Source organism: Streptomyces sp. NPDC020742, from assembly GCF_040641675.1.
Lineage (GTDB): Bacteria > Actinomycetota > Actinomycetes > Streptomycetales > Streptomycetaceae > Streptomyces.
In genome coordinates this window covers 173,538-195,569 of the sequence record NZ_JBFAEA010000001.1, presented here as the reverse complement: position 1 = coordinate 195,569, position 22,032 = coordinate 173,538, and the positions used below count along the sequence as shown (strand labels likewise).

At 73.3% G+C, this 22,032-nt stretch carries 16 protein-coding genes and 1 pseudogene; 8 read left to right on the top strand and 9 right to left on the bottom strand.

Annotated elements, in window-relative coordinates; genetic code table 11:
* Nucleotides 1–222: 222 nt before the first annotated feature.
* The gene (locus AB0G84_RS00765; RefSeq protein ID WP_361313511.1) at nt 223–1,254 is read left to right on the top strand and encodes an aspartate-semialdehyde dehydrogenase; all 1,032 of its coding nucleotides are present in this window, start codon (nt 223–225) and stop codon (nt 1,252–1,254) included.
* Between the two features lie 224 nt (nt 1,255–1,478).
* On the opposite strand, the gene AB0G84_RS00760 is transcribed toward AB0G84_RS00765, so the two are convergent.
* Nucleotides 1,479–2,018, bottom strand: coding sequence for a DUF1203 domain-containing protein (locus AB0G84_RS00760; RefSeq protein ID WP_361315028.1), 540 nt, complete (start codon nt 2,016–2,018; stop codon nt 1,479–1,481).
* A gap of 198 nt (nt 2,019–2,216) precedes the next feature.
* Between AB0G84_RS00760 and pepN the strand changes: the two genes are divergently transcribed.
* Complete coding sequence (gene pepN, locus AB0G84_RS00755; protein WP_361313508.1) at nt 2,217–4,790, top strand: aminopeptidase N; 2,574 nt, start codon at nt 2,217–2,219, stop codon at nt 4,788–4,790.
* 161 nt (nt 4,791–4,951) lie between these two features.
* Here pepN and alc read toward each other — a convergent pair whose 3' ends face one another.
* The 6 genes from alc to AB0G84_RS00725 form a co-directional block, all read right to left on the bottom strand.
* Nucleotides 4,952–6,103, bottom strand: a complete 1,152-nt coding sequence (gene alc / locus AB0G84_RS00750) for an allantoicase (protein ID WP_361313506.1) — start codon at nt 6,101–6,103, stop codon at nt 4,952–4,954.
* Between the two features lie 129 nt (nt 6,104–6,232).
* Nucleotides 6,233–7,207 (bottom strand): LysR family transcriptional regulator, encoded by a 975-nt coding sequence (locus AB0G84_RS00745; protein WP_361313503.1) that lies wholly within the window; start codon nt 7,205–7,207, stop codon nt 6,233–6,235.
* A 105-nt stretch (nt 7,208–7,312) separates the two neighbouring features.
* The gene (locus tag AB0G84_RS00740) at nt 7,313–8,287 is read right to left on the bottom strand and encodes an acyl-ACP desaturase (RefSeq protein WP_361313500.1); all 975 of its coding nucleotides are present in this window, start codon (nt 8,285–8,287) and stop codon (nt 7,313–7,315) included.
* Between the two features lie 273 nt (nt 8,288–8,560).
* Nucleotides 8,561–8,809: a hypothetical protein gene (locus AB0G84_RS00735; RefSeq protein WP_361313497.1), complete on the bottom strand. Its 249-nt coding sequence runs from the start codon at nt 8,807–8,809 to the stop codon at nt 8,561–8,563.
* Between the two features lie 125 nt (nt 8,810–8,934).
* Nucleotides 8,935–11,112 carry a 4-alpha-glucanotransferase gene (gene malQ, locus AB0G84_RS00730; protein ID WP_361313494.1) on the bottom strand — a complete coding sequence of 726 codons (2,178 nt, stop codon included), beginning with the start codon at nt 11,110–11,112 and terminating at the stop codon, nt 8,935–8,937.
* Between the two features lie 6 nt (nt 11,113–11,118).
* Nucleotides 11,119–11,388 (bottom strand): hypothetical protein, encoded by a 270-nt coding sequence (locus tag AB0G84_RS00725; RefSeq protein WP_361313491.1) that lies wholly within the window; start codon nt 11,386–11,388, stop codon nt 11,119–11,121.
* A 494-nt stretch (nt 11,389–11,882) separates the two neighbouring features.
* Between AB0G84_RS00725 and AB0G84_RS00720 the strand changes: the two genes are divergently transcribed.
* Nucleotides 11,883–14,993, top strand: a complete 3,111-nt coding sequence (locus tag AB0G84_RS00720; RefSeq protein ID WP_361315026.1) for a beta-N-acetylglucosaminidase domain-containing protein — start codon at nt 11,883–11,885, stop codon at nt 14,991–14,993.
* Nucleotides 14,994–15,135: 142 nt separating this feature from the next.
* Here AB0G84_RS00720 and AB0G84_RS00715 read toward each other — a convergent pair whose 3' ends face one another.
* Nucleotides 15,136–15,672 carry an HNH endonuclease gene (locus AB0G84_RS00715; RefSeq protein WP_361313488.1) on the bottom strand — a complete coding sequence of 179 codons (537 nt, stop codon included), beginning with the start codon at nt 15,670–15,672 and terminating at the stop codon, nt 15,136–15,138.
* Between the two features lie 290 nt (nt 15,673–15,962).
* Here AB0G84_RS00715 and AB0G84_RS00710 point away from each other — a divergent pair, with 290 nt between their 5' ends.
* On the top strand, nt 15,963–17,054 hold the full coding sequence (locus AB0G84_RS00710; RefSeq protein ID WP_361313485.1) for a mechanosensitive ion channel family protein: 1,092 nt from the start codon (nt 15,963–15,965) through the stop codon (nt 17,052–17,054).
* 271 nt (nt 17,055–17,325) lie between these two features.
* Here the strand turns inward: AB0G84_RS00710 and AB0G84_RS00705 are convergent, their stop codons facing one another.
* Nucleotides 17,326–17,784 carry an SUKH-3 domain-containing protein gene (locus tag AB0G84_RS00705; protein WP_361313482.1) on the bottom strand — a complete coding sequence of 153 codons (459 nt, stop codon included), beginning with the start codon at nt 17,782–17,784 and terminating at the stop codon, nt 17,326–17,328.
* 333 nt (nt 17,785–18,117) lie between these two features.
* Here AB0G84_RS00705 and AB0G84_RS00700 point away from each other — a divergent pair, with 333 nt between their 5' ends.
* The 4 genes and pseudogenes from AB0G84_RS00700 to AB0G84_RS00685 all read left to right on the top strand — a co-directional run bounded on the left by AB0G84_RS00700 (nt 18,118) and on the right by AB0G84_RS00685 (nt 21,985).
* On the top strand, nt 18,118–19,257 hold the full coding sequence (locus AB0G84_RS00700) for an ROK family transcriptional regulator (protein WP_361313479.1): 1,140 nt from the start codon (nt 18,118–18,120) through the stop codon (nt 19,255–19,257).
* Between the two features lie 243 nt (nt 19,258–19,500).
* Nucleotides 19,501–19,679: pseudogene (locus tag AB0G84_RS00695) on the top strand (carbohydrate ABC transporter permease); the annotation flags it as partial.
* Nucleotides 19,680–19,685: 6 nt separating this feature from the next.
* On the top strand, nt 19,686–20,978 hold the full coding sequence (locus AB0G84_RS00690; protein ID WP_361313476.1) for a 6-phospho-beta-glucosidase: 1,293 nt from the start codon (nt 19,686–19,688) through the stop codon (nt 20,976–20,978).
* Nucleotides 20,969–21,985, top strand: coding sequence for a BadF/BadG/BcrA/BcrD ATPase family protein (locus tag AB0G84_RS00685; RefSeq protein ID WP_361313473.1), 1,017 nt, complete (start codon nt 20,969–20,971; stop codon nt 21,983–21,985). The genes AB0G84_RS00690 and AB0G84_RS00685 overlap by 10 nt, the downstream gene beginning before the upstream one ends.
* The last annotated feature ends 47 nt before the right edge of the window (nt 21,986–22,032 follow it).

The window sequence follows — 22,032 nt, the reverse complement described above, 5'->3', positions numbered from 1 at the left end:
CCTGCCCGGGGGTGCGACCCACCGTCACCGCGCGTTCACCCCTCGGGGTACCCGGAACACCACACGTAAGAGGAGCATCACCCTCCGCATCCGTCGCGGCGTGCGTCCCTCCACAGAATGGAATGGATTGGACAAGGCGACGGGTGTCACACACATGATGGAGGGACTACTGAGCAGGTGTTCTGAGCAGACACCCATGTCAGGCCAGAAAGAAGGAGTCCCATGAGGGTCGGAATCGTCGGAGCCACCGGACAGGTCGGCGGCGTGGTGCGGGGCATCCTCGCCGAGCGGAACTTCCCGGTCGAGCAGCTGCGGCTGTTCGCTTCGGCCCGGTCCGCCGGACGGACGCTGCCGTGGCAGGACACCGAGATCACCGTCGAGGACGCGGCCACCGCCGACTACTCCGGCCTGGACATCGTGATCTTCTCGGCCGGCGGCGCGACCTCCAAGGCGCTGGCGGAGAAGGTCGCCGCCGCGGGCCCCGTGGTGATCGACAACTCCTCGGCCTGGCGCCGCGACCCCCAGGTCCCGCTGGTCGTCTCCGAGGTCAACCCGTCGGCGATCACCGACCGCCCCAAGGGCATCATCGCCAACCCGAACTGCACGACCATGGCCGCCATGCCGGTGCTGCGCCCGCTGCACGACGAGGCCGGCCTGGTCTCGCTGGTCGTCGCCACCTACCAGGCGGTCTCCGGCAGCGGTCTGGCCGGTGTGGAGGAGCTGGACGGCCAGGTCCGCAAGGCCGTCGAGCAGGACGCCACCAAGCTGACGCACGACGGCGCGGCCGTGGAGTTCCCCGAGCCGGACAAGTACGTCCGCCCGATCGCCTTCAACGTGCTGCCGATGGCCGGCTCGATCGTCGACGACGGCCTGGGCGAGACCGACGAGGAGCAGAAGCTCCGCCACGAGAGCCGCAAGATCCTGGAGATCCCGGAGCTGAAGGTGTCCGGCACCTGCGTCCGCGTCCCGGTCTTCACCGGCCACTCGCTCCAGGTCAACGCCCGCTTCGCGCGTCCGATCAGCCCCGCCCGGGCGCAGGAGCTGCTGGCCGGCGCCCCCGGCGTCACCCTCTCCGAGGTCCCCACCCCGCTCCAGGCCGCCGGCCAGGACGCCTCCTTCGTGGGCCGCATCCGCAACGACGAGACCGTCGAGAACGGCCTGTCGCTGTTCCTGTCCAACGACAACCTCCGCAAGGGCGCGGCGCTGAACGCCGTGCAGATCGCGGAGCTGGTCGCGGCGGAGCTGCGCGGCTGACCGCCCCGCGGCACCACGACGGGTGCCCGCACGGAGTCCTCACCCTCCGCGCGGGCACCCGTCCGTTTCCGGCGCCCCGAGCCGGCCGGTCCCCCGCACCAGCCGGCCTGTACGCCCGTCGCCCCTGGAGATGTTCCGTCCCTCCGGAGCCGGCCGGTCCCCTGAAGCCGGTCAGGGCCCGGAAACCGGCCGGTCCCCGGAAGCCGGTCAGCCCTCGGAGCCGGTCAGTCCCCCCGGACCTCGAAGTGGAAGCAGCCGTACTCCACGGCCCGGATGTGCACCAGCTTCACCCGCGGGTCGCTGAACGCCTCGTCCAGGGCCGCGTCGAAGGCCTCCCCGGCGCTTTCCGGGGCCTCGGGGACCTCGAAGAGCCGCCCGCCGATGATCTGCCCGTCGGCGTTGTAGCGCCGCAGCATCCGCAGCGCCCCCGGCCCGGCGAAGGGGTACCCCTCGGCCCCGTCCGGCCCCCCGCACTCCTCGGCGTGGACGAACACCGGTCCCTGCTCGTCGTAGGCCCCCGGCCGCGCCCCGGTCTCCGCCGCCCAGCGCCGCAACGGCGCGTACGAGACCAGCGCCACCCGCTCACCAGGGCGGATGTCCCGCAGGCAGCAGCGCAGCAGGCTGCCGACGCAGTCCATCGGCACCCCGTCCTCGCGCGCGGTGTACGGCTCGATGGGGCGGCCGGCGTCGTCGGTGTCGCGCAGCTCCTTCAGGGCGGCCGGCGGGATGGCCAGGGGGCGGTGTGTCGGGCTGTAGGTCGTCATCGTCATGGTCCCAGCCTCGGCCGCGGGGCGCCGCGGTGCTGGCGGTAAACGGACGTTGCGGTCCACGAGTGGTGAGCCGGCCTCCCGTCCGCAGAGCGGACACCGATCTCCGCCCTCCGGGCATCCCCCTCCCCCAAGGCCGCGTGGAAGGATGGCCGAAGAGCCAAATGCGTTGATCCATGTGAAGGAGATGAACGGGTGCCTGGCACGAATCTGACCCGCGAAGAGGCGCAGCAGCGGGCGCGGCTGCTGACCGTGGACGCGTACGAGATCGATCTCGACCTCTCCGGCGCCCAGGAGGGAGGCACGTACCGGTCCGCGACCACGGTGCGCTTCGAATCCGCCGAGGCGGGTGACTCCTTCATCGATCTGGTGGCGCCGGCCGTGCACGAGGTCGTCCTCAACGGCGCGGCACTGGACCCGGCGGAGGTGTTCCAGGACTCGCGGATCGCGCTGCCCGGGCTGGTGGCCGGCCGCAATGAGCTGACGGTCGTCGCGGACTGCGCGTACACCAACACCGGCGAGGGGCTGCACCGGTTCGTGGACCCGGTGGACCAGCAGGCCTACCTCTACACGCAGTTCGAGGTACCGGACGCCCGGCGGGTGTTCGCCTCGTTCGAGCAGCCGGACCTGAAGGCGACGTTCCAGTTCACCGTGAAGGCCCCCGAGGGCTGGACCGTGATCTCCAACTCCCCGACGCCCGAGCCGGCCGGCACCATCTGGCGGTTCGAGCCCACCCCGCGGATCTCAACGTACGTCACCGCGCTGATCGTGGGCCCGTACCACAGCGTGCACAGCACCTACGAGAAGGACGGGCGGACGGTGCCGCTGGGCATCTACTGCCGTCCCTCGCTGGCCGAGCACCTGGACGCCGAGGAGATCTTCGAGGTCACCCGGCAGGGCTTCGACTGGTTCCAGGAGAAGTTCGACTACGCCTACCCCTTCGCCAAGTACGACCAGCTGTTCGTGCCGGAGTTCAACGCCGGCGCGATGGAGAACGCCGGCGCGGTGACCATCCGCGACCAGTACGTGTTCCGGTCGAAGGTGACCGACGCGGCGTACGAGGTGCGGGCGGAGACGATCCTGCACGAGCTGGCGCACATGTGGTTCGGCGACCTGGTCACCATGGAGTGGTGGAACGACCTGTGGCTGAACGAGTCGTTCGCCACCTACACCTCGATCGCCTGCCAGGCCTACGCCCCGGGCTCGAAGTGGCCGCACTCGTGGACCACGTTCGCCAACTCCATGAAGACCTGGGCCTACCGGCAGGACCAGCTGCCGTCCACCCACCCGATCATGGCTGAGATCCGCGATCTCGACGACGTACTGGTGAACTTCGACGGCATCACGTACGCCAAGGGCGCCAGCGTGCTCAAGCAGCTGGTCGCGTACGTGGGCATGGAGGAGTTCTTCACCGGCGTCCAGGCCTACTTCAAGCGGCACGCCTACGGGAACACCCAGCTGAGCGACCTGCTGGGTGCGCTGGAGGAGACCTCCGGCCGTGACCTGTCGACCTGGTCGAAGAAGTGGCTGCAGACCGCTGGGATCAACATCCTGCGGCCGGAGATCGAGGTGGACGCGGAGGGCGTGATCACCTCGTTCGCGGTCCGGCAGGAGGCCCCGGCGCTGCCGGCCGGCGCCCAGGGCGAGCCGGTGCTGCGGCCGCACCGCATCGCCATCGGCGCCTACGACCTCCAGGACGGCAAGCTGGTCCGCACCGAGCGGTACGAGCTGGACGTGGACGAGGAACTGACCGCGGTACCGCAGCTGGCGGGCAAGCCGCGGCCGGCCGTCATCCTGCTCAACGACGACGACCTGTCGTACGCCAAGGTCCGCCTGGACGAGGAGTCGCTGAAGGTCGTCACCGAGCACCTCGGGGACTTCACCGCGTCGCTGCCGCGCGCGCTGTCGTGGGCGTCGGCCTGGGACATGACCCGGGACGGCGAACTGGCCACCCGGGACTACCTGTCGCTGGTCCTGTCGGGCATCGGCAAGGAGTCCGACATCGGCGTGGTGCAGTCGCTGCACCGCCAGGTGAAGGTGGCGCTGGACCTGTACGCGGCACCGGAGTGGCGCGAGACGGGGCTGTCCACCTGGACCGAGGCGACGCTGTCGCACCTGCGGGACGCCGAGCCGGGCAGCGACCACCAGCTGGCGTGGGCCCGGGCGTTCGCCGCCGCGGCCCGCACCGGCGACCAGCTGGACCTGCTGCAGGGCCTGCTGGACGGCACTCAGGAGATCCCCGGCCTGGCCGTCGACACCGAGCTGCGCTGGTCGCTGGTGCAGCGGCTGGCCGCCACCGGACGGGCCGACGAGAAGGCCATCGCGGCAGAGCTGGAGCGGGACCGGACGTCCGCGGGCGAGCGGCACGCCGCGACGGCTCGCGCGGCACGGCCGACCACCGAGGCGAAGACCGAGGCCTGGGCGTCGGTCGTGGAGTCCGACCAGCTCCCCAACGCCGTGCAGGAGGCCGTCATCGGCGGCTTCGTACAGACCGACCAGCGGGAGCTGCTGGCGCCGTACACCGCGAAGTACTTCGACGCGGTGAAGGCCATCTGGGACTCCCGTAGCCACGAGATGGCCCAGCAGATCGCGGTCGGCCTCTACCCGGCGCTGCAGGTGGCCCAGGAGACGCTGGACGCTACGGACGCCTGGCTGGCCGCGGCCGCGCCGAGCGCGGCGCTGCGCCGGCTGGTCACGGAGTCCCGGGCCGGCATCGAGCGGGCGCTGAAGGCCCAGGCGGCGGACGCCGCGGCCGGCGCGGCACAGTAGCCGCACACCGGTAACGCCCCTCAGACGGGCGCCCGTTGCACCACGGCGAGGGAAACGCCGGGTGTACGGGCGCCCGTTGCGCTGTCGGACGGGGAAACGCCCGGTGAGCGGGAGCCGTTGCGCTACCTGGCGGGCCCGGTGGCCGCAGGGCGGGGGACGGCTCAGCCGCTGAGCTCGTCGAAGCGGCGGACGAGGGCGGCCCGGCCGGTCTCGGTGAGGTCGCCGTGCAGCCGCATCCGGGCGAGCCCGCCGTCGGGGAAGACGTCCAGCCGCACATGGGTGGCGGTGACCCGGCGCGGCAGCACGAAGCGGTGCGGGGTGTCGGGCTGCAGCTTGGTGCGCGGCAGGATCTCGAACCACGCCGACGCGTCCGCGGGGTCGGCGGACTCCGCGTCGCAGCCGTACAGCGCCGCCCAGCCCGCGGAGTTGCCCTTGAGGTAGGCGGTGTCGATCTCCACCGCGCGGATCTCGCCCTGTGCGGCGAGGCGGAAGCGCACCCAGTCGTGGGTGCCCTTCACCCGGCGCCGGCGGTTCTCCCAGCCGTCGTCCATCTTGCGGGACAGGTCGGGCTGGATGATCTGGGTGGGCGAGGAGTAGAAGCGGTCGGAGGCGTCCTCGACGGTGCCGCCGTGCAGCACCGAGGCCAGGTCGACGGTGCCGAGCGCATCGAGCCACTCCGGGTCCGGCACCACGTCGCCGTGGACCCGGAGGCGGGCTATCCCACCGTCGGGGTGCTGCTTGAGGCGGAGGTGGGTGAACCGGCGCTCGGCGGTGACCTCGAAGCCGTTGGCGGCGTGGCCGCGGACGGGCGTGCGCGGCACCAGCTCCTCCCAGGTCACGTCGTCGGCGAGGAGGTCATCGGGGCCCGGGCTGCCGGGCAGCGCGGTCGCCTCGACAGTGACCTGCTGCGGGTAGTTGCCGCGGAAATGGGCGGTGTCGACGACGATGCCGCGGATCACGCCGGGGGCGGCGAGGCGGATCAGCGCCCAGTCGTGCTCGTCGTCGGTCGGGAAGGGGTGGTCCCCGTCGGCGCCGCGGCGGCGCCGGGTCTCCCAGCCGTCCATGATCTTGCCCTTGTGGCCGAAGCGCTCGGGGTCGAAGACCGCCGGCCCCGGCGTCAGCAGGTTCTCCCGCTCGGCGAAGAACTCGTCGTTCGCGGCGAGCACCCCGGCGCCGAAGCGGCGGTCGGCGAGGTCGACGAGCGAGGTGAAGGGGAAGTCCCCGCCGCGGTAGTCGGCGTAGGGGTCCCCGCCCGCGTACGGACGGGCGTCGTTGGCGTGCGGGTCGGTGGAGTCGGCGGCTGGGGTGGCCATCTCTGCCCTTCGACGGTTCGGGTGGTGTGGACGCCTCCACCGTCGCAGCGGACCACACCACAGGTCCATCGAAAGTTCTTGGACTTTATGTTCAGCAGAACTGAATGGTCGCCGCCCGCCCGACCCCCGTCACCCGGTGGTGTCCGGGCCGGGCTGTGGGGGTGCGTCCGCCCGCGCCTGGGCCGCCGCCGCGTGCCGGAGCGCGGCCAGCACCCGGGACCGCCCCGGCGCCCCCTCGGAGCCGCGCCGTACGGCGGCCACCACATGGCGGCGCGGCTGGTCGGCGTGCAGCACCCGCACCGCCACCGCGTCGCCGCCCCGCGCCCGCCCGAGCACCCCGATACCGCCCGCCCGGGCCATCCGGGGCACCAGTGCCACCCCCATCCCGGCCGCCACCATCGCCCAGATCGCGCTCCAGTCGGCAGCGGCGTGCGCCTGCTCGGGCACGAAGCCGGCGCTCTCACAGGCGGCGGTGGTGATCTGTGACCAGGGTCCGCTGCTGCCGAAGATCCAGGGCTCGCCCGCCAGGTCGGCCAGCCGCAGCCCGGGCTCGGCGGCCAGCGGATGGCCGGCCGGCAGCGCCACGTCCAGCGGATCGGCGAGCAGCGAGACCCGGCTGAACCGGGGGTCGCGGGGCGTGGGGGCGTGTGCCGCCAGCGACAGCGCCAGATCGACGCTGCCCTCCGCCAGCAGTTCGTACGCGGCCTCCGCCTCCGCCTCGCGGACGGCGACCGAGAGGCCCGGATGGCTGCCGCGCAGCTCCTGGACGGCGGGCACCACCAGCGCGGGGATCGCGGTGGAGAACGCGCCGACCCGGACCTCGCCGACCTCCCCCTGGAGGTAGCCGAGCAGCTCCGCGTCCGCCCGTTCCAGCTGGGCGAAGACCGCATCGGCGTGCCGCAGCACCAGCTGCGCGGCGTCGGTCAGCCGCACCCGGCGGCCGTGCGCCTCCAGGAGCGTCACCCCCAGCGCCCTGGCCAGCCCGGTCAGCTGCTGGGAGACCGCCGAGGGCGTCATGTGCAGCGCCTCGGCGGTCGCGGTGACCGTGCCCAGCTCCTTCAGGGTGCGCAGGATCCGCAGCTTCTTGATGTCCCAGTCGGCCATGCCGGCAGCGTACGCAGCCGGCGCCGGCCGCCCGGGCCGCACACGGCGCCGCACCGGCCGGGACGGTGCGCCCGGCGGTGCGGCGGCCGCGCCGTTCGAGGACCGTCAGCGGCGGGCCTGGCGGCGGGCGAGGATGGCCGCCTGCCGCTCGTCGAACTTGCGGGCCTGGCTGTCCAGGCCGCTCATGTAGAGCCCGAGCTCCTCCTGCGCCGCCAGGCCGGACGGCCCCAGGCCGCCGATCTCCAGCACCTTGAGGAAGCGCAGCACCGGCTGCAGCACGTCGTCGTGGTGGATGCGGAGGTTGTAGATCCCGCCGAGCGCCATCCGGGCGGCGGCCCGCTCGAAGCCGGGCATGCCGTGGCCGGGCATCCGGAAGTTGGTGACCACGTCGCGGACCGCGCCCATGGTCTGGTCCGGGGCCAGCTCGAAGGCCGCGGAGAGGAGGTTGCGGTAGAAGAGCATGTGGAGGTTCTCGTCCGCCGCGATCCGGGCCAGCATCCGGTCGCAGACCGGGTCGCCCGAGTGGTGGCCGGTGTTGCGGTGCGAGATCCGGGTGGCGAGCTCCTGGAAGGCGACGTACGCCACCGAGTGCAGCATGCTGTGCCCGTTGTCGGACTCGAAGCCCTCCGACATGTGGGCCATGCGGAACCGCTCCAGCTCGTCGGGGTCGACGGCGCGGCTGGTGAGCAGGTAGTCGCGCATCACGATGCCGTGCCGGCCCTCCTCCGCGGTCCAGCGGTGGACCCAGGTGCCCCAGGCCCCGTCCCGCCCGAAGAGGGACGCTATTTCGTGGTGGTAGCTGGGGAGGTTGTCCTCGGTGAGGAGGTTGACCACCAGGGAGACCCGGGCGATGTCGCTGACCTTGGACTGCTCGGGGGCCCAGGCGTCGCCGTCGAGGGCGCCGGGGAAGTTCCGCCCGTCGCTCCACGGCACGTACTCGTGGGGCATCCACTCCTTGGCGACCTTCAGGTGCCGGTTGAGTTCCTTCTCAACGACCTCTTCGAGGGCGTGGAGCAGCTGGGCGTCGCTCCAGGCGGTCTGGCCGCGCTCTCCGGTGCGGTGGGCGGGGGCGATGGTCACGGGGGAACTCCTGGGGGACGATGACCTACGGACCCGTAGGTTTGACCTACGGCTCCGTAGGTTACGTCATCGTAGGTTAGGGCCGGTTAAACGCTCCGCCCCCTCAAACCAGCCGAAAATCGCGCGATAGCGACCTCGCAACCCCTTTTTCATCTGCGGAAATAGCCGGGTACGACAAAGGGCGCCCCTCGGTCTTGTCACCGAGGGGCGCCCTTGTGGCGGTTCTGGTTGCCCGGTTGACGGGCGGCCCGGCCGGCGGCCGGGCTGGGGGACTCAGCCCTGAGACTCGCCCTGCTTGCGGGACTTGTCGGTCATGATGACCAGTCCGGCGATGACCAGGAAGAGCACGATGGGGGCGACGACATAGAGGCCGAGCGTCTCGATCACGCTCAGACCCGGACCCGGGTCGTCACCATCGTCGCGGGTGAGCGCAAACGCGGGGGACGACATCAGCAGCATCAGCGCGGTGCCGGCGGTGATGGTTCCGGCGCGCAGGACATTCTTATTGACCTTGTTGCTCACGAAGTCAACGTATCGGACGCCCCCTCGCCCCGCGCGCCCGGGGTGGTGCATCGGCCGCCGACCCCGCTGCGGTGCGGGCGACCGTGGTGCGGCACGTCGTGACGGGACGGCTCGCGCCCCGGCTTTCAGCCGGCCCCGAGGGACAGCTCGCGCATCAGCGCGTGCAGGCGGGGCGAGGCGGCCAGCTCCTCAAGGGTCTGCGGGCGCCCGTCGGGGCCGGCGATCGGAAGCCGCCAGTTGGGGTACTCCTCCCAGGTCCCGGGGAGGTTCTGCGGGCGGCGGTCCCCCACCGCGTCGGGCAGCCAGACGCCGACCAACCGCGCCGGGGTGCGCAGCAGGAAGCGGTGCACCGCCCGGACCGCCGCCTCCTCATCGCCCGCGCCCTCCGGCAGCAGCCCGCGCCGGGTCAACTCCCGCAGCCATTCGGCGAGTTCGTAGCGGGCGCGGGACCGCTCGCGCTCCGGCGAGCCGTCGAGCAACCCGAGCCGCTCGCGCAGTGCGACGTCCTCGCCGGTCAGCCGGGCGGCGGTGGACGGCAGATCGTGGGTGGTGACGGTGGCCAGGCAGGCGCTGCGCCACTCGTCGGGGGCGAGGATCCGGGCCCGCCCGGGGGCCTCACCATCGGCCGGGACACCGGGTGCGGCGCCGTCGGCCGGGACACCGAGTGCGGCGCCGTCGGCCGGGGCCGGCCCGTCCGCCTCCCCCGCCCCGTTGCCGTAGTCCCGCTCGAACCACAGCACCGAGGTGCCCAGCACCCCCCGCGCGGCGAGCGCCTCACGCATCCCGGGCTCCACGGTGCCCAGGTCCTCACCGATCACCGCGGCGCCGGCACGGTGCGCCTCCAGGGCGAGCACCGAGAGCATCGCCTCACCGTCGTAGCGGACGTAGGCGCCCTCGGTCGGCGGCCGGCCCTCGGGGACCCACCACAGCCGGAACAGGCCCATCGCATGGTCGATGCGCAGCGCGCCGGCGTGCCGCAGCAGGCCGCGCAGCAGCTCCCGGTACGGGGCGTAGCCCGCGGCGGCCAGCGCGTCCGGGCGCCACGGCGGCAGGCCCCAGTCCTGCCCCCGGGCGTTGAAGACGTCCGGCGGGGCGCCGATGGACATCCCGGCGGCGAAGGCGCCCTGCTGCGCCCAGGTGTCGGCGCCCGAGGGGTGCACCCCCACGGCGAGGTCATGCACCAGCCCGACGGCCATCCCGGCTTCCCGGGCGGTGTGCTGCGCGGCGGCCAGCTGCTGGTCGGTGAGCCAGGCGAGCCGGCAGTGGAAGTCGATCCGGTCCATCAGCCGGGCTCGCTGCCGGGCGGTGTCGGCGGACCGGGGATCGCGCAGCGCCTCGGGCCAGCGGCGCCAGTCGGGGCCGTGCCGCTCGGCGAGGGCGCACCAGGTGGCGTGGTCCTCCAGAGCTTGGCCGTGCTCGGCGAGGAAGTCGCAGTACGCGGCCCGGCGGCCGGGGCCGAGCGGGACTGCCACCAGCAGCTCCAGGGCCTCCCGCTTCAGGGCCCAGACCGCGTCCCGGTCGATCAGGGCGCCCGCTTCGAGCACTCCGGCGCGCAGGGCGTGGGCGCGGGCGGCCAGCTCGTCGGCGCGCTCCCGGTCGGCACCGGTCAGCCGGGTGTACTCGGGGATCAGCTCGATCCGCAGGTGGACCGGGTCGGGGAAGCGGCGTGAGGAGGGGCGGTAGGGGGAGGGGTCGGTGGGCGGGCCGGGGACGGCCGCGTGCAGCGGGTTGAGCTGGATGAAGCCGGTGCCCAGGGCGCGTCCGGCCCAGGCGGCGAGGTCGGCGAGGTCCCCGAGGTCGCCCATGCCCCAGGACTGCCGGGACAGCAGGGAGTACAGCTGCACCAGGAAGCCGTGGCTGCGGCCGGGCGGTGCGGGCACCCGGTCGGGCGCGACGATCAGCCGGGCGTGGGCGGCGCGGCCGTCGGGGGTCAGCGCGGACAGGGTGTGGATGCCCAGGGGTAACCGGGCGAGCGCCGCGGCGCTCGCCCCCGCCGGACCGGCGGGGATCTCGTCGGTCCGTCCGTCCTCGGTCTCCACCCGCAGGACGGTGCCCGCGGGGAGCCCGTCGAGGCCGGGCGGCCGGCTCGCGCGGGCGACGACGGTGGGCGGCAGCAAGGGGCGGCCGGGACCGTCGTCGTGAGCGGCCAGGGCGGCGCGTACGGCGTCCGGGGTCGAGGCGTCGACGCCCAGCGCGGCGAGCACGGCAACGACGGTGTCATCGGTGATGTGGACACTTCTGCCCGGTGCCGGCTCGTACGAAGTGGCGATGCCGTGCAACCGGGCGAGCCGCGCACGCCCCATGGGCCGTCAGACCTCCATGGACTCCGTCCCCAGGCCGGCGGCTGTGGGCTCGCTGGTCAGCGGCAGCTCGGCGGCGATCGGGACCTCGCTGGTCAGCGGGGCGGCGTCGGCGAGCGGGGGCTCGCTGGTCAGGGGCGGCTCGACGAAGCAGAAGGAGCCGGAGCCGTCGAGGCCGGAATCGGGGTCGGACACCCCGTCGAACAGATCACTCTCCACCGTCGCACCTCCCGGTTTGGAGGACAGAGCGTCGAGGAGCAGCTGAGCGGATGCGGCCACGAAGGCCTCCCGTTCATCGGCAATGGGACAACGGGGGCCCTACCCGCTCGAAGCAATCGCAGACGTGTCTCCTCGCGAAACGTGACCCACCTCACATTATCCCCGACGCAGGCGATTTCACTGCTCGGGACACCACAGGGCGCGAAGATCGCGGCGGAGCAGGGCCGCGCGGCGGAAGTTCTGCGGCACCGCACCCCTCGGCCGGACCACCCCGGGCACCGGCAACAACCCGCACATATCCGGCCCTCCGGGCCCCCACTCTCGCCCGGTTGACACCCTCACCGCCACAATGGTGGGCTCACCGCCCAGGAGCTGTCCGAGGGGACATCGGCGGGGAACAGGGGAAAAAGGGGTTGCCGGCGCAGAGCCGGCGAGCAGCGGGATGGGGACGAGGAGCAGCCGTGCGAGGCCGGGGCGTGTGGGGCGTCACAAGAGTCGGTAGGAACGGCAGGACAGGGGCGGGCACCCGTGCCCGGGTTGCGGGCACCACCGCGCTGGCCGCCGCGGTCATTGGAAGCCTGCTGGGCGGGGCGCCCGGCGCCCAGGCGGCGCCCGCCGACCCCGCCATCGGCAGCCCCGACCGCCCGGACCGGCCGGACCGGGTCGACAGCGGCCGGGTACCCGCCGTCTGGCCGCGCCCCCAGTCACTGCGGGAGCTCGGCGACGCCGTCCCGCTGGAGCACGGGGCGACCCTGGTCGCGGCGCCCGGCACCGACCCCTACGCACTGGACGTGCTGCGCGGCCTGCTCCGCGACGCCGGGGTGCGCACCGTCCGGGAGCAGGCCCCCGGCGACCGGCCGCCCCGGACCGGCCCGGTGATCCTGGTCGGCGGCGAGCCGGCCGAGGACGCCCTGCGGGCGCTGGGCGCCCCGGGCCGCGGCGACCTGCCCACCGGCGGCTACCGGCTGGCCGTGGGCCGGGCCGACGGGCGGGACACCGTCGCCCTGTCCGGCGTCGGCCCGGACGGCCTCTTCCACGCCGCGCAGACCCTGCGGCAGCTGGTCACCGACGCCCCGGGCGGCGGCCGGCAACTGGCGTCGGTCACCGTGCGGGACTGGCCCGGCACGGCCGTGCGCGGCACCACTGAGGGCTTCTTCGGCCAGCCCTGGACCCGCGCCCAGCGCCTGGCCCAGCTCGACTTCATGGGCCGCACCAAGCAGAACCGCTACCTCTACGCCCCCGGCGACGACCCCTACCGCCAGGCCCGGTGGCGCGACCCCTACCCGGCCGAGCAGCGCGCCGACTTCCGGGCGCTGGCCGAGCGGGCCCGCGCCAACCACGTCACGCTCGGCTGGGCGCTCGCCCCCGGGCAGGCGATGTGCTTCTCGTCCCAGGACGACCTGCGGGCGCTGCGGCGCAAGGTGGACGCGATGTGGGCGCTGGGCGTGCGCTCCTTCCAGCTGCAGTTCCAGGACGTCAGCTACGACGAGTGGCACTGCGGCGACGACGAGGACACCTTCGGCACCGGTCCGGAGGCCGCCGCCAAGGCGCAGGCCCGGGTCGCCAACGCGCTCGCCGAGCACCTCCGCGAGCGGCATCCGGAGGCCGGGCCGCTGTCGCTGATGCCGACCGAGTACTACCAGGACGGCTCGACCGCGTACCGCCGTGCGCTCGCCGATGCGCTGGGGGACCGGGTCGAGGTGGCCTGGACGGGCGTGGGGGTGGTGCCGCGCACCATCACCGGCTCCGAACTCGCCACCGCCCGCCAGGCGTTCGGCCACCCGCTGGTGACCATGGACAACTACCCGGTCAACGACTACGCCCAGGACCGGATCTTCCTTGGCCCCTACCGCGGCCGGGAGCCGGCCGTCGCCACTGGGTCGGCGGCGCTGCTCGCCAACGCCATGGAGCAGCCGCTCGCCTCCCGCATCCCGCTGTTCACCGCCGCCGACTACGCCTGGAACCCGCGCGACTACCGCCCGGCGGAGTCCTGGAGCGCGGCGATCGACGACCTGGCGGGCGGTGACCCCGGCTCCCGCGCCGCGCTCCGCGCGCTCGCCGGCAACGCCTCCTCCTCGCTGCTCAACCGCCGGGAATCGGGCTATCTGCAGCCGCTGATCGAGCGCTTCTGGCAGACCCGCGAGGCGGCGGTCAACGGCGGCCGGCCGGGCCGGGACGAGGACTACGCCAAGGCCGCCCGGGCGCTGCGCGCCGCCTTCCACACCATGAGCACCGCTCCCGACGGCCTCGGAACCGAGCTGTCCGCCGAAATCCGGCCCTGGGCCGAGCAGCTGGCCCGCTACGGCCGGGCCGGCGAGCAGGCCGTGGACACGCTGATGGCCCAGGCGAAGGACGACGGGGACGCCGCCTGGACGGCCCAGCGGGCGGTGCAGCGGCTGCGCAAGGAGATCGGGCGGAGCCCGGCGACGGTCGGCCGCGGGGTGCTGACCCCGTTCCTGGACCGGGCGATGACCGAGGCCGACGCCTGGACCGGCGCCCGGGGCGGCAGCCCGCGGCCCGGCGGGGACGCCGCCCGGGCCGCGATCACCGTCCCCTTCGAGCGGGCCCGCCCGCTGGCCGCGGTCACCGCGCTGACCGACCCAGGGCCGTCCGCGGGTGCGGTCTCCCTGGAGGCGCACGTCCCCGGCGAGGGCTGGCGGCGCCTCGACCAGCTCTCCCCGACCGGCTGGACGGAGGCCGCAACGCCCCGGCTGCGCGCCGATGCGGTCCGGCTGACCTGGGCGGACGGGGTGGACGCGCCGTCCGTCCACGCCCTGACGCCGTGGTTCGCGGACACCCCGGCGGCCGGTCTGGAGCTCTCCCGCACGGAGTCCGACGCACAGACCGGCGGCAGTGCCTCGGTCGACGCCCGGATCTTCTCCCGCCGCCCGGGCGACGTCCGCGAGCGGCTCACCGTCAAGGCGCCCAAGGGCTTCACCGTGCACGCCCCCAAGGTGGTCACCGCCCCGCGCGGCGGCACCGCGATGGTCCCGCTCACCGTGGACGTCCCCGAGAACGCCGCCTCCGGCAGCTATCGGATCCCAGTGTCCCTCGGCGACGAGACGCACACCCTGACCGTGCGGGTCTATCCGCGCACCGGCGGCAAGGACCTGGCGCACGGCACCGTGGCCACCTCCTCCGGGGACGAGACCGCCGATTTCCCGGCCTCCGCGGCCACCGACGGCGACCCGGGGACCCGCTGGTCCTCCCCCGCCGACGACCACGCCTGGCTGCAGTTCGCGCTGGCCCACCCGACCCACCTCGGCCGGCTGGTCCTGACCTGGCAGGACGCCTACGCGGCCGGCTACCGCATCGAGGTCTCCCCGGACGGCCGCAGCTGGCGCACGGCCGCCACGGTGCGGAACGGCAAGGGCGGCCGCGAGTCGATCAGGATGGACGCCCCGGACGTCCGCTTCGTCCGCATCCAGGGTGAGAAGCGGGCGACGCGGTTCGGGTACTCGCTCTGGTCGGTCGAGGCGTACGCGGTCGACGACGGTGGACAGGCGGCCGACGGTCGCGGGAACGGGACGGGCAACGGGCACGGGAACGGAGCTGACGACCGCGGGCAGGGGGCCGATGGTCGCGGGAAGGGCGCCGATGACCGTGGGCAGGGGGCCGGCGGGCAGGGAACGGGGTCCCAGGGCAGCGGCCAGGGCCTTCCGTAGTCCGTCGAAGGCCCTCGGTGTGGGCTCCCGGCCGTGCGCAGCGGTGAGCGGCAGGAGGTGACGACGGGCCGTCCGCCGTCACCTCCTGCCGCTCCGGGCCCGGACCGGCCCGGAACCGCAGATACGAAAAAGCCCGGACCGTCTACGCCGATACGGCGTCGATCCGGGCCAGGGCGTCATCCGCGCCGTACGGCTGCAAGTACGGCAGCCAGCGCGGATCCCGATGGCCCGTGCCGATGATCCGCCAGGCCAGACCTGACGGCGGTGCGGGTTGATGGCGCAGCCGCCAGCCGATCTCGGCGACATGACGGTCCGCTTTGATGTGGTTGCAGCGCCGGCACGCGGCGACGACGTTCTCCCAGGTGTGCTGACCTCCACGGCTGCGCGGGATGACGTGGTCGACGCTGGTTGCGACGCCACCGCAGTACATACAGCGCCCGCCGTCACGGGCGAACAGTGCCCGGCGGGTCAGTGGCACGGGGCCGCGAAAGGGCACCCGCACGAACCGCTTCAAGCGGACCACGCTCGGAGCAGGGACGACACGGGTTGCGCTGTGCATCAGGGCGCCGGATTCCTCAAGGCTGACGGCCTTCTCATTGAGGACGAGGATGAGCGCGCGGCGGAGCGGTACGACGCCGAGCGGCTCGTACGACGCGTTGAGGACCAGGACATGCGGCACGGGTGCCTCCTTGTACGCCGGCGGCGCGTGGCTCGCGCCGGGACGATCTCCCCACAGTGTCCCCCGGTGCCTGGTCGGAGCGCCACCATGACCGAGTAACGGGCCGGAGGTGTTTTCCACCACACCCCCGCACCTCCCGCCGGATACGGCTCATTCCGGCCGTCAGCGGACCTCCCGCCTCGAACATGGGCACGACCCGTTCCTGTTGCCCCGTTAGTGTGGTTGGTCTGCCCGGTCGCCGGGGGTCCCACTCGGGTCCGGGTCTGCTGTCCCACACGGAAGGTTCGACTGTGTACTGGTCCGCTTCGCCGGTCGCTGCCGCGCCCCTGAGCGCCACCGCGCCCAGTTCAACCGGCTCGACCTCGCTCGACGACGCCACGGAGAAGGCCACCAACGCCGCCGGCTGGGTTCAGGAGAACTGGGGGACGTGGCTCACGTCCGGCCTGCAGATCTTGCTGATCATCGTGATCGCGGTGGTGCTGCGCCATGTGATCCGGCGCACCATCACCAAGCTCATCGACCGGATGAACCGCACCGCGGCCGCCGCCCAGGGCACCGCGCTGGGCGGTCTGCTGGTCAACGCCGAGCGCCGCCGGCAGCGCTCGGAGGCCATCGGCTCGGTGCTGCGCAGCGTCGCCTCGTTCGTGATCATGGGCACCGCGGCGCTGACCGTCCTCTCGGTCCTCCAGATCAACCTGGCCCCGCTGCTGGCGAGCGCCGGTGTCGCCGGTGTCGCGATCGGCTTCGGCGCCCGCAACCTGGTCACCGACTTCCTCTCCGGCGTCTTCATGATCCTGGAGGACCAGTACGGCGTCGGCGACGAGATCGACGCGGGCGTGGCCACCGGTACGGTCATCGAGGTCGGCCTGCGCGTCACCAAGCTGCGCGGCCCCAACGGCGCGATCTGGTACATCCGCAACGGCGAGGTCAAGCGGATCGGCAACCTCAGCCAGGGCTGGTCCACCGCCGTCGTCGATGTGGTCCTCGCCGCCGACCAGGACCTGGAGCGGGCCCGCGACACCATCACCGCCGCCGGCAAGGAGATGTCCAAGGCCGAGCCGTGGAACGAGCAGTTGTGGGAGCCGGTGGAGGTCCTCGGCCTCAGCGAGGTCCACTTGGACACCGTCACCATCAGCGTCGCGGCCAAGACCATGCCCGGCAAGGCGCTCGGCGTCGAGCGCGAGATGCGTTGGCGGATCAAGCGTGCCCTGGACGCCGCCGGTGTCCACCTGGCCCCGCGTCCCCTCCCGGAGGACGAGGAAGAGCGCCCGTCCCCGGCCGACCCCAGCGCCGCTGTGGCGGCTCCCTCGGCCCTCAACAACCCGACGTCCCCCCAGTCCCTGGCCGCGGAGCCGCTGGCGGCGCCGAAGCTGGGCAAGTAGCCGCTTCCCCGGACCCGCCGCGGCGCCGCCCCGGAGCCTGGCAGGCGGGAGAGCAGGGCAAGGTAGAGGAAGAGAGCCCGTGGTGACAGGGGGCGGATGCGAGAGTCCTCGCGTCCGCCCCCTGTCGTTGCTCAGGTGTCGTTGCTCAGGTCGTGCCGGCGAGGCGCCGGCAGCCCGCACCCCGCGCTTCGGGAGGTGGCGGAACCCGGGCCGATTCGAGAACCCGTGGCCGGTCAGGAGAGGCCGAGCCCTCAGACGCTTCGCAAATCGCTCAGACGCTGCGCAGATCGCCCCTCACCCAATTGCGGAAGAACTCATATGCGCCTTTGCCGAGCGAGAAGCTCCCCGCATGATGGAGGCAATAGAAGCCGCCGTCCTCAGCCACCAGCATGATTCCGCCATCGGGCAGGTCGTATCCCACCCGGAACAGCCGCCGGTTCAACTCCTCCGACAATTCCGCGATCTCGCCGAAATCGCCTTCGTAGCCGCCGGTGGGGTTGATGACCAGCCGGCTTTCGGAATCAGTCGGGTGCGCCAAGGTCAGCAGGCCGAAGGAGGCGAGGAAGCTCTCCGCCGTCTCGAAGGGGGTGACCGGGAATCCCTCTCCCACCGAATCCTCCACCGCCGCCGAGATGAACTCCGCACACCGCTCCCCCACTTGCCTCTCCGGACTCCAGCCGTTTTCGGTCAGCCATTGCAGAATCTCTTCCCGCGACATTTCCGCAAGCACGAAACCCCAGATCCCTCAGCGGTGGACGGATACACCCGGCGCCGGCAGCCTATGCCCCCACTTCTGGCGCGCAAGGAGATCGGCGGCCCCGGGGTGCGCGACTCGCCGTGTGCGGGCCATTGACGCGGCCCGCGGGGCGGCCTACGTTCCTTTGCGCCGATTGGAAAGTTTGTTAACAGATGCTGGTGGTCGTGGCCTGCCGCCGGTGAACGGGGTGAGGGCATGGCCGGTGGGCGGGGACCGCAGGGAACGCGGGGGACGCGGGGGACGCCGGGGACACCAGGGACACCGGGGACGCCGGGGACGCCGGGGACGCCGAGAGTGTTGCGGGCCATGAACGACCGGGCCGCACTCGATCTTCTGGTGTCGCGCGGCCCGCTGACCCGCACCCGGGTCGGGGAGCTGACCGGGCTGTCCAAGCCGACCGCCTCGCAGCTGCTGGCCCGGCTGGAGGCCGCCGGACTGGTGCGCACGACCGGCAGCGTGACCGGGCGGCCGGGGCCCAGTGCGCGGCTGTACGAGATCAACCCGGAGGCGGCGCAGGTCGCGGCGCTGGCCGTGGACCAGGGGGGCGTCACCGCCGCGGTCGCCGACATCACCGGGCAGGTGCTCGGGGAGGAGCGGGTCGACACCGGTGCGGTGGCCGAGGACCTGCCGGACCGGATGGCCGAAGCGGTCGCCCGGGCCGTCGACGGGGCGCTGGCCAAGGGCAGGGTGCGGCGCGAGCAGCTGCACGGCATGGTGATCGGCACGCCCGGTGCGCTGGACCCGCAGACCGGCCGGCTGCGCTACGCCCCGCATCTGCCCGGCTGGCACGCGCGGGCGCTGCAACAGGAGCTGGCCCAGGTGCTCGGCACCCCGGTCACCATCGAGAACGATGTAAACCTGGCGGCGGTCGCCGAGCGGTACGACGGGGCCGCGCAGGGCGTCGACGACTTCGTGCTCGTGTGGGTGGACGAGGGCGTAGGCGCCGCGATCGTGCTCGGCGGGCAGCTCCGGCGCGGGGCCACCGGCGGCGCGGGCGAGATCGGCTATATGCCGCTGCCCGGCGCCCCGCTGGCGCGCGGCGGCGACCGCAGCGCCGCGCGCCCGGACGCCGGCGGCGGCTTCCAGCGGCTGGTCGGTTCCCCGAGCGTCATCGAACTGGCCCGGCAGTACGGGGCCACCAAGGCGCACACGGTCGAGGCGGCGCTGGCGCGTGACGACGTACGGGAGGAGGTCGCGCGGCGGCTGGCGACCGGGCTGGCCGCCGTGGTCGCGGTCGTCGATCCGCGGCTGGTGGTGCTCTCCGGCAAGGTGCCGCAGGCCGGCGGGGAGGCGCTGCGCGCCCTGGTCGAGGCGGAGTTCACCGGGCTCGCCCTGCCCCGGCCCGAACTGCGCCTCAGCGAAATCGTCGGCGACCCCGTCCTCACCGGCGCACTGCGAACGGCCCTGGCGGACGCCCGCCATGCGGTGTTCGACACCTCGGGCTGACCCGCGCGCTCCCGTTGTCCCCTTCCCGTCGAAAAGGGGGCCCATCGAGAAGGAGCCCTGCCAAGGGAGACCGTCGAAAAGGGGACCCGCCGAAAGGGGGCCCGTCGAGAAGGAGAGCCCGCCGTGTCGATGTCGCGCCCGCCCATCCGGATGTCCGCGGTACTGGCAGCGGCTGCCGCGTTAGCGCCGGCCAGGTGCGCCTGGCCGCCTTCTCCCACGGGCCGGGGTCCTGTGTCCTACGCGCCGGGGTCCCGTCTCCTACGGGCTGGAGTCCGGCAAGAGCGCCCCATAGCGCCGACCGGAACCCCCGGAACCTCACCACGGCGACCGCGCTGCTGGTCACGGCGCCGGTCGTCCCCGTCTTCTGCCGCGCTCAGAAGGCCTTCGTCGAAGGCCTCACCCGCACCGGAGGAAAGGGCTGATTGCGTATGCTGCCGTCCGCTGAAGGACGCCGCGCGCTCCCGCGCACCAAGCTCGCCGTGGTCGGCGGCGGCTCCACCTACACCCCCGAACTCATCGACGGCTTCGCGCGGTTGCGTGACGTCCTGCCGCTCGCTGAACTGGTCCTGATCGACCCGGCCCGGGACCGGCTGGAACGGGTGGGCGGCCTGGCCCGGCGGATCTTCGCCCGGCAGGGCCACCCGGGCACGATCTCCTGGACCGACGACCTCGACGCCGGGACCGACGGCGCCGACGCCGTGCTGCTGCAACTGCGCGTCGGCGGCCAGGCCGCCCGCAACCAGGACGAGACCTGGCCGCTGGAGTGCGGCTGCGTCGGTCAGGAGACCACCGGCGCCGGCGGCCTCGCCAAGGCGCTGCGCACCGTCCCCGTCGTCCTGGACATCGCCGAGCGGGTACGCCGCCGCAACCCCGGAGCCTGGATCGTCGACTTCACCAACCCCGTCGGCATCGTCACCCGCGCCCTGCTGACCCACGGTCACCGGGCCGTCGGACTGTGCAATGTGGCGATCGGCCTCCAGCGCAAGTTCGCCGGGCTGCTCGGCGTCACCCCGGACCAGGTCGAACTCGAGCACATCGGCCTCAACCACCTCACCTGGGAGCGGTCCGTACGCATCGGCGGGGAGGACGTCCTCCCCCGGCTCCTCGCCGACCACGGCGACACCCTCGCCGCCGATCTGCGGCTGCCCCGTACGGTCCTGGACCGCCTGGGCACCGTCCCGTCGTACTACCTGCGCTACTTCTACCAACATGACGCGGTGGTGGAGGAGTTGCGCGGCAGGCAGTCCCGGGCCGCCGAGGTCGCGGCCATCGAGCGCCGGCTCCTCACCCTCTACGCGGACCCCGCCCTCGACGAGAAGCCGGAGCTGCTGTCCCGGCGCGGCGGCGCCTACTACTCCGAAGCGGCCGTGGCGCTGACCTCCTCCCTGCTGGGTGACACCGGTGACGTCCAGGTCGTCAATGCCTTCAACGACGGGACCCTGCCCTTTCTGCCCGATGACGCGGTGATCGAGGTGCCGGCGAGGGTGGGCTCCTCCGGCCCCTCCCCCCTCCCCACCCGCCCCCTCGAACCGCTGTACACCGGCCTGATCTCCCATGTCACCGCCTATGAGCAACTGGCCCTGGAGGCGGCGCTCAAGGGCGGCCGGGACCGGGTGTTCACCGCCCTCCTCGCGCACCCCCTCATCGGGCAGACCGACGCCGCGGACCGGCTCACCGACCGGCTGATCGCACACAACCGGGAGCACCTCACATGGGCCTGACCGGTACCTCGCTCGCCGTCGACGCCGGCAACAGCAAGACCGATGTGGCGCTCGTGGCCGCCGACGGCAGACTGCTCGGCGCCGCGCGCGGCGGTGGCTTCCGGCCGCCGGTGGTCGGCACCGCCCGCGCGGTCGACGTGCTGGCCCCGCTGGTGGAATCCGCCCTTGCCCAGGCCTGGCCGACCGGCGACGGCCCGGCCCGCGGCGGACCGACCGGCAGCGGCCCGGTCGACCACCTCTCCGCCTTCCTCGCCAACGCCGACCTCCCCGTCGAGGAGACCGTCCTCACCCATGAGATCGCCGGCCGCGGCTGGGCCCGCACGGTCTCCGTACGCAATGACGCCTTCGCCCTGCTGCGGGCCGGACTGCCGGACGACGCGCCCCCGGTGGGTGTCGCCGTGGTGTGCGGGGCCGGCATCAACTGCGTCGGGCTCGGGCACGACGGCGGCACCGCCCGCTTCCCCGCCCTCGGCCGGCTCTCTGGCGACTGGGGCGGCGGCACCCAGCTCGCCGAGGAGGCGCTATGGGCCGCGGCCCGTGCCGAGGACGGCCGAGGCGACCCGACCGAACTGGCCCGCGCCCTCCCCGCCCACTTCGGCCTCACCACCGTGCTGGAGCTGATCGAGGCACTCCACCTGCACCACATCGCCGACCACCGTCGTCATGAACTCGCCCCCGTCCTCTTCGCCGTCGCGGCCTCCGGCGACCCGGTGGCACGCGCCCTCGTCGCCCGCCAGGCCGAGGAGATCGCCCTGCTGGCCGCCGTCGCCCTGCGGCGCCTCGGCCTCCTCGCCGAACCCGCGCCCGTGGTCCTCGGCGGCGGTGTCCTGGCGGCCCGTCACCCCCTCCTGTACGACCGCGTCGGCCAACTGCTCTCCGAACACGCCCCCGCGGCGGTCCCCCAGGTAGTCACCGCCCCTCCGGTACTGGGGGCCGCCCTGGACACCCTGGACCGCGCGAGGGCCAACGCCGCGGCCTACGCACGGCTCAGGGAGGCATGGACGTAGCAGAGGGAGAGCGGAGGGAAGCGCCGAAGGTCACGGCGATCATGCTG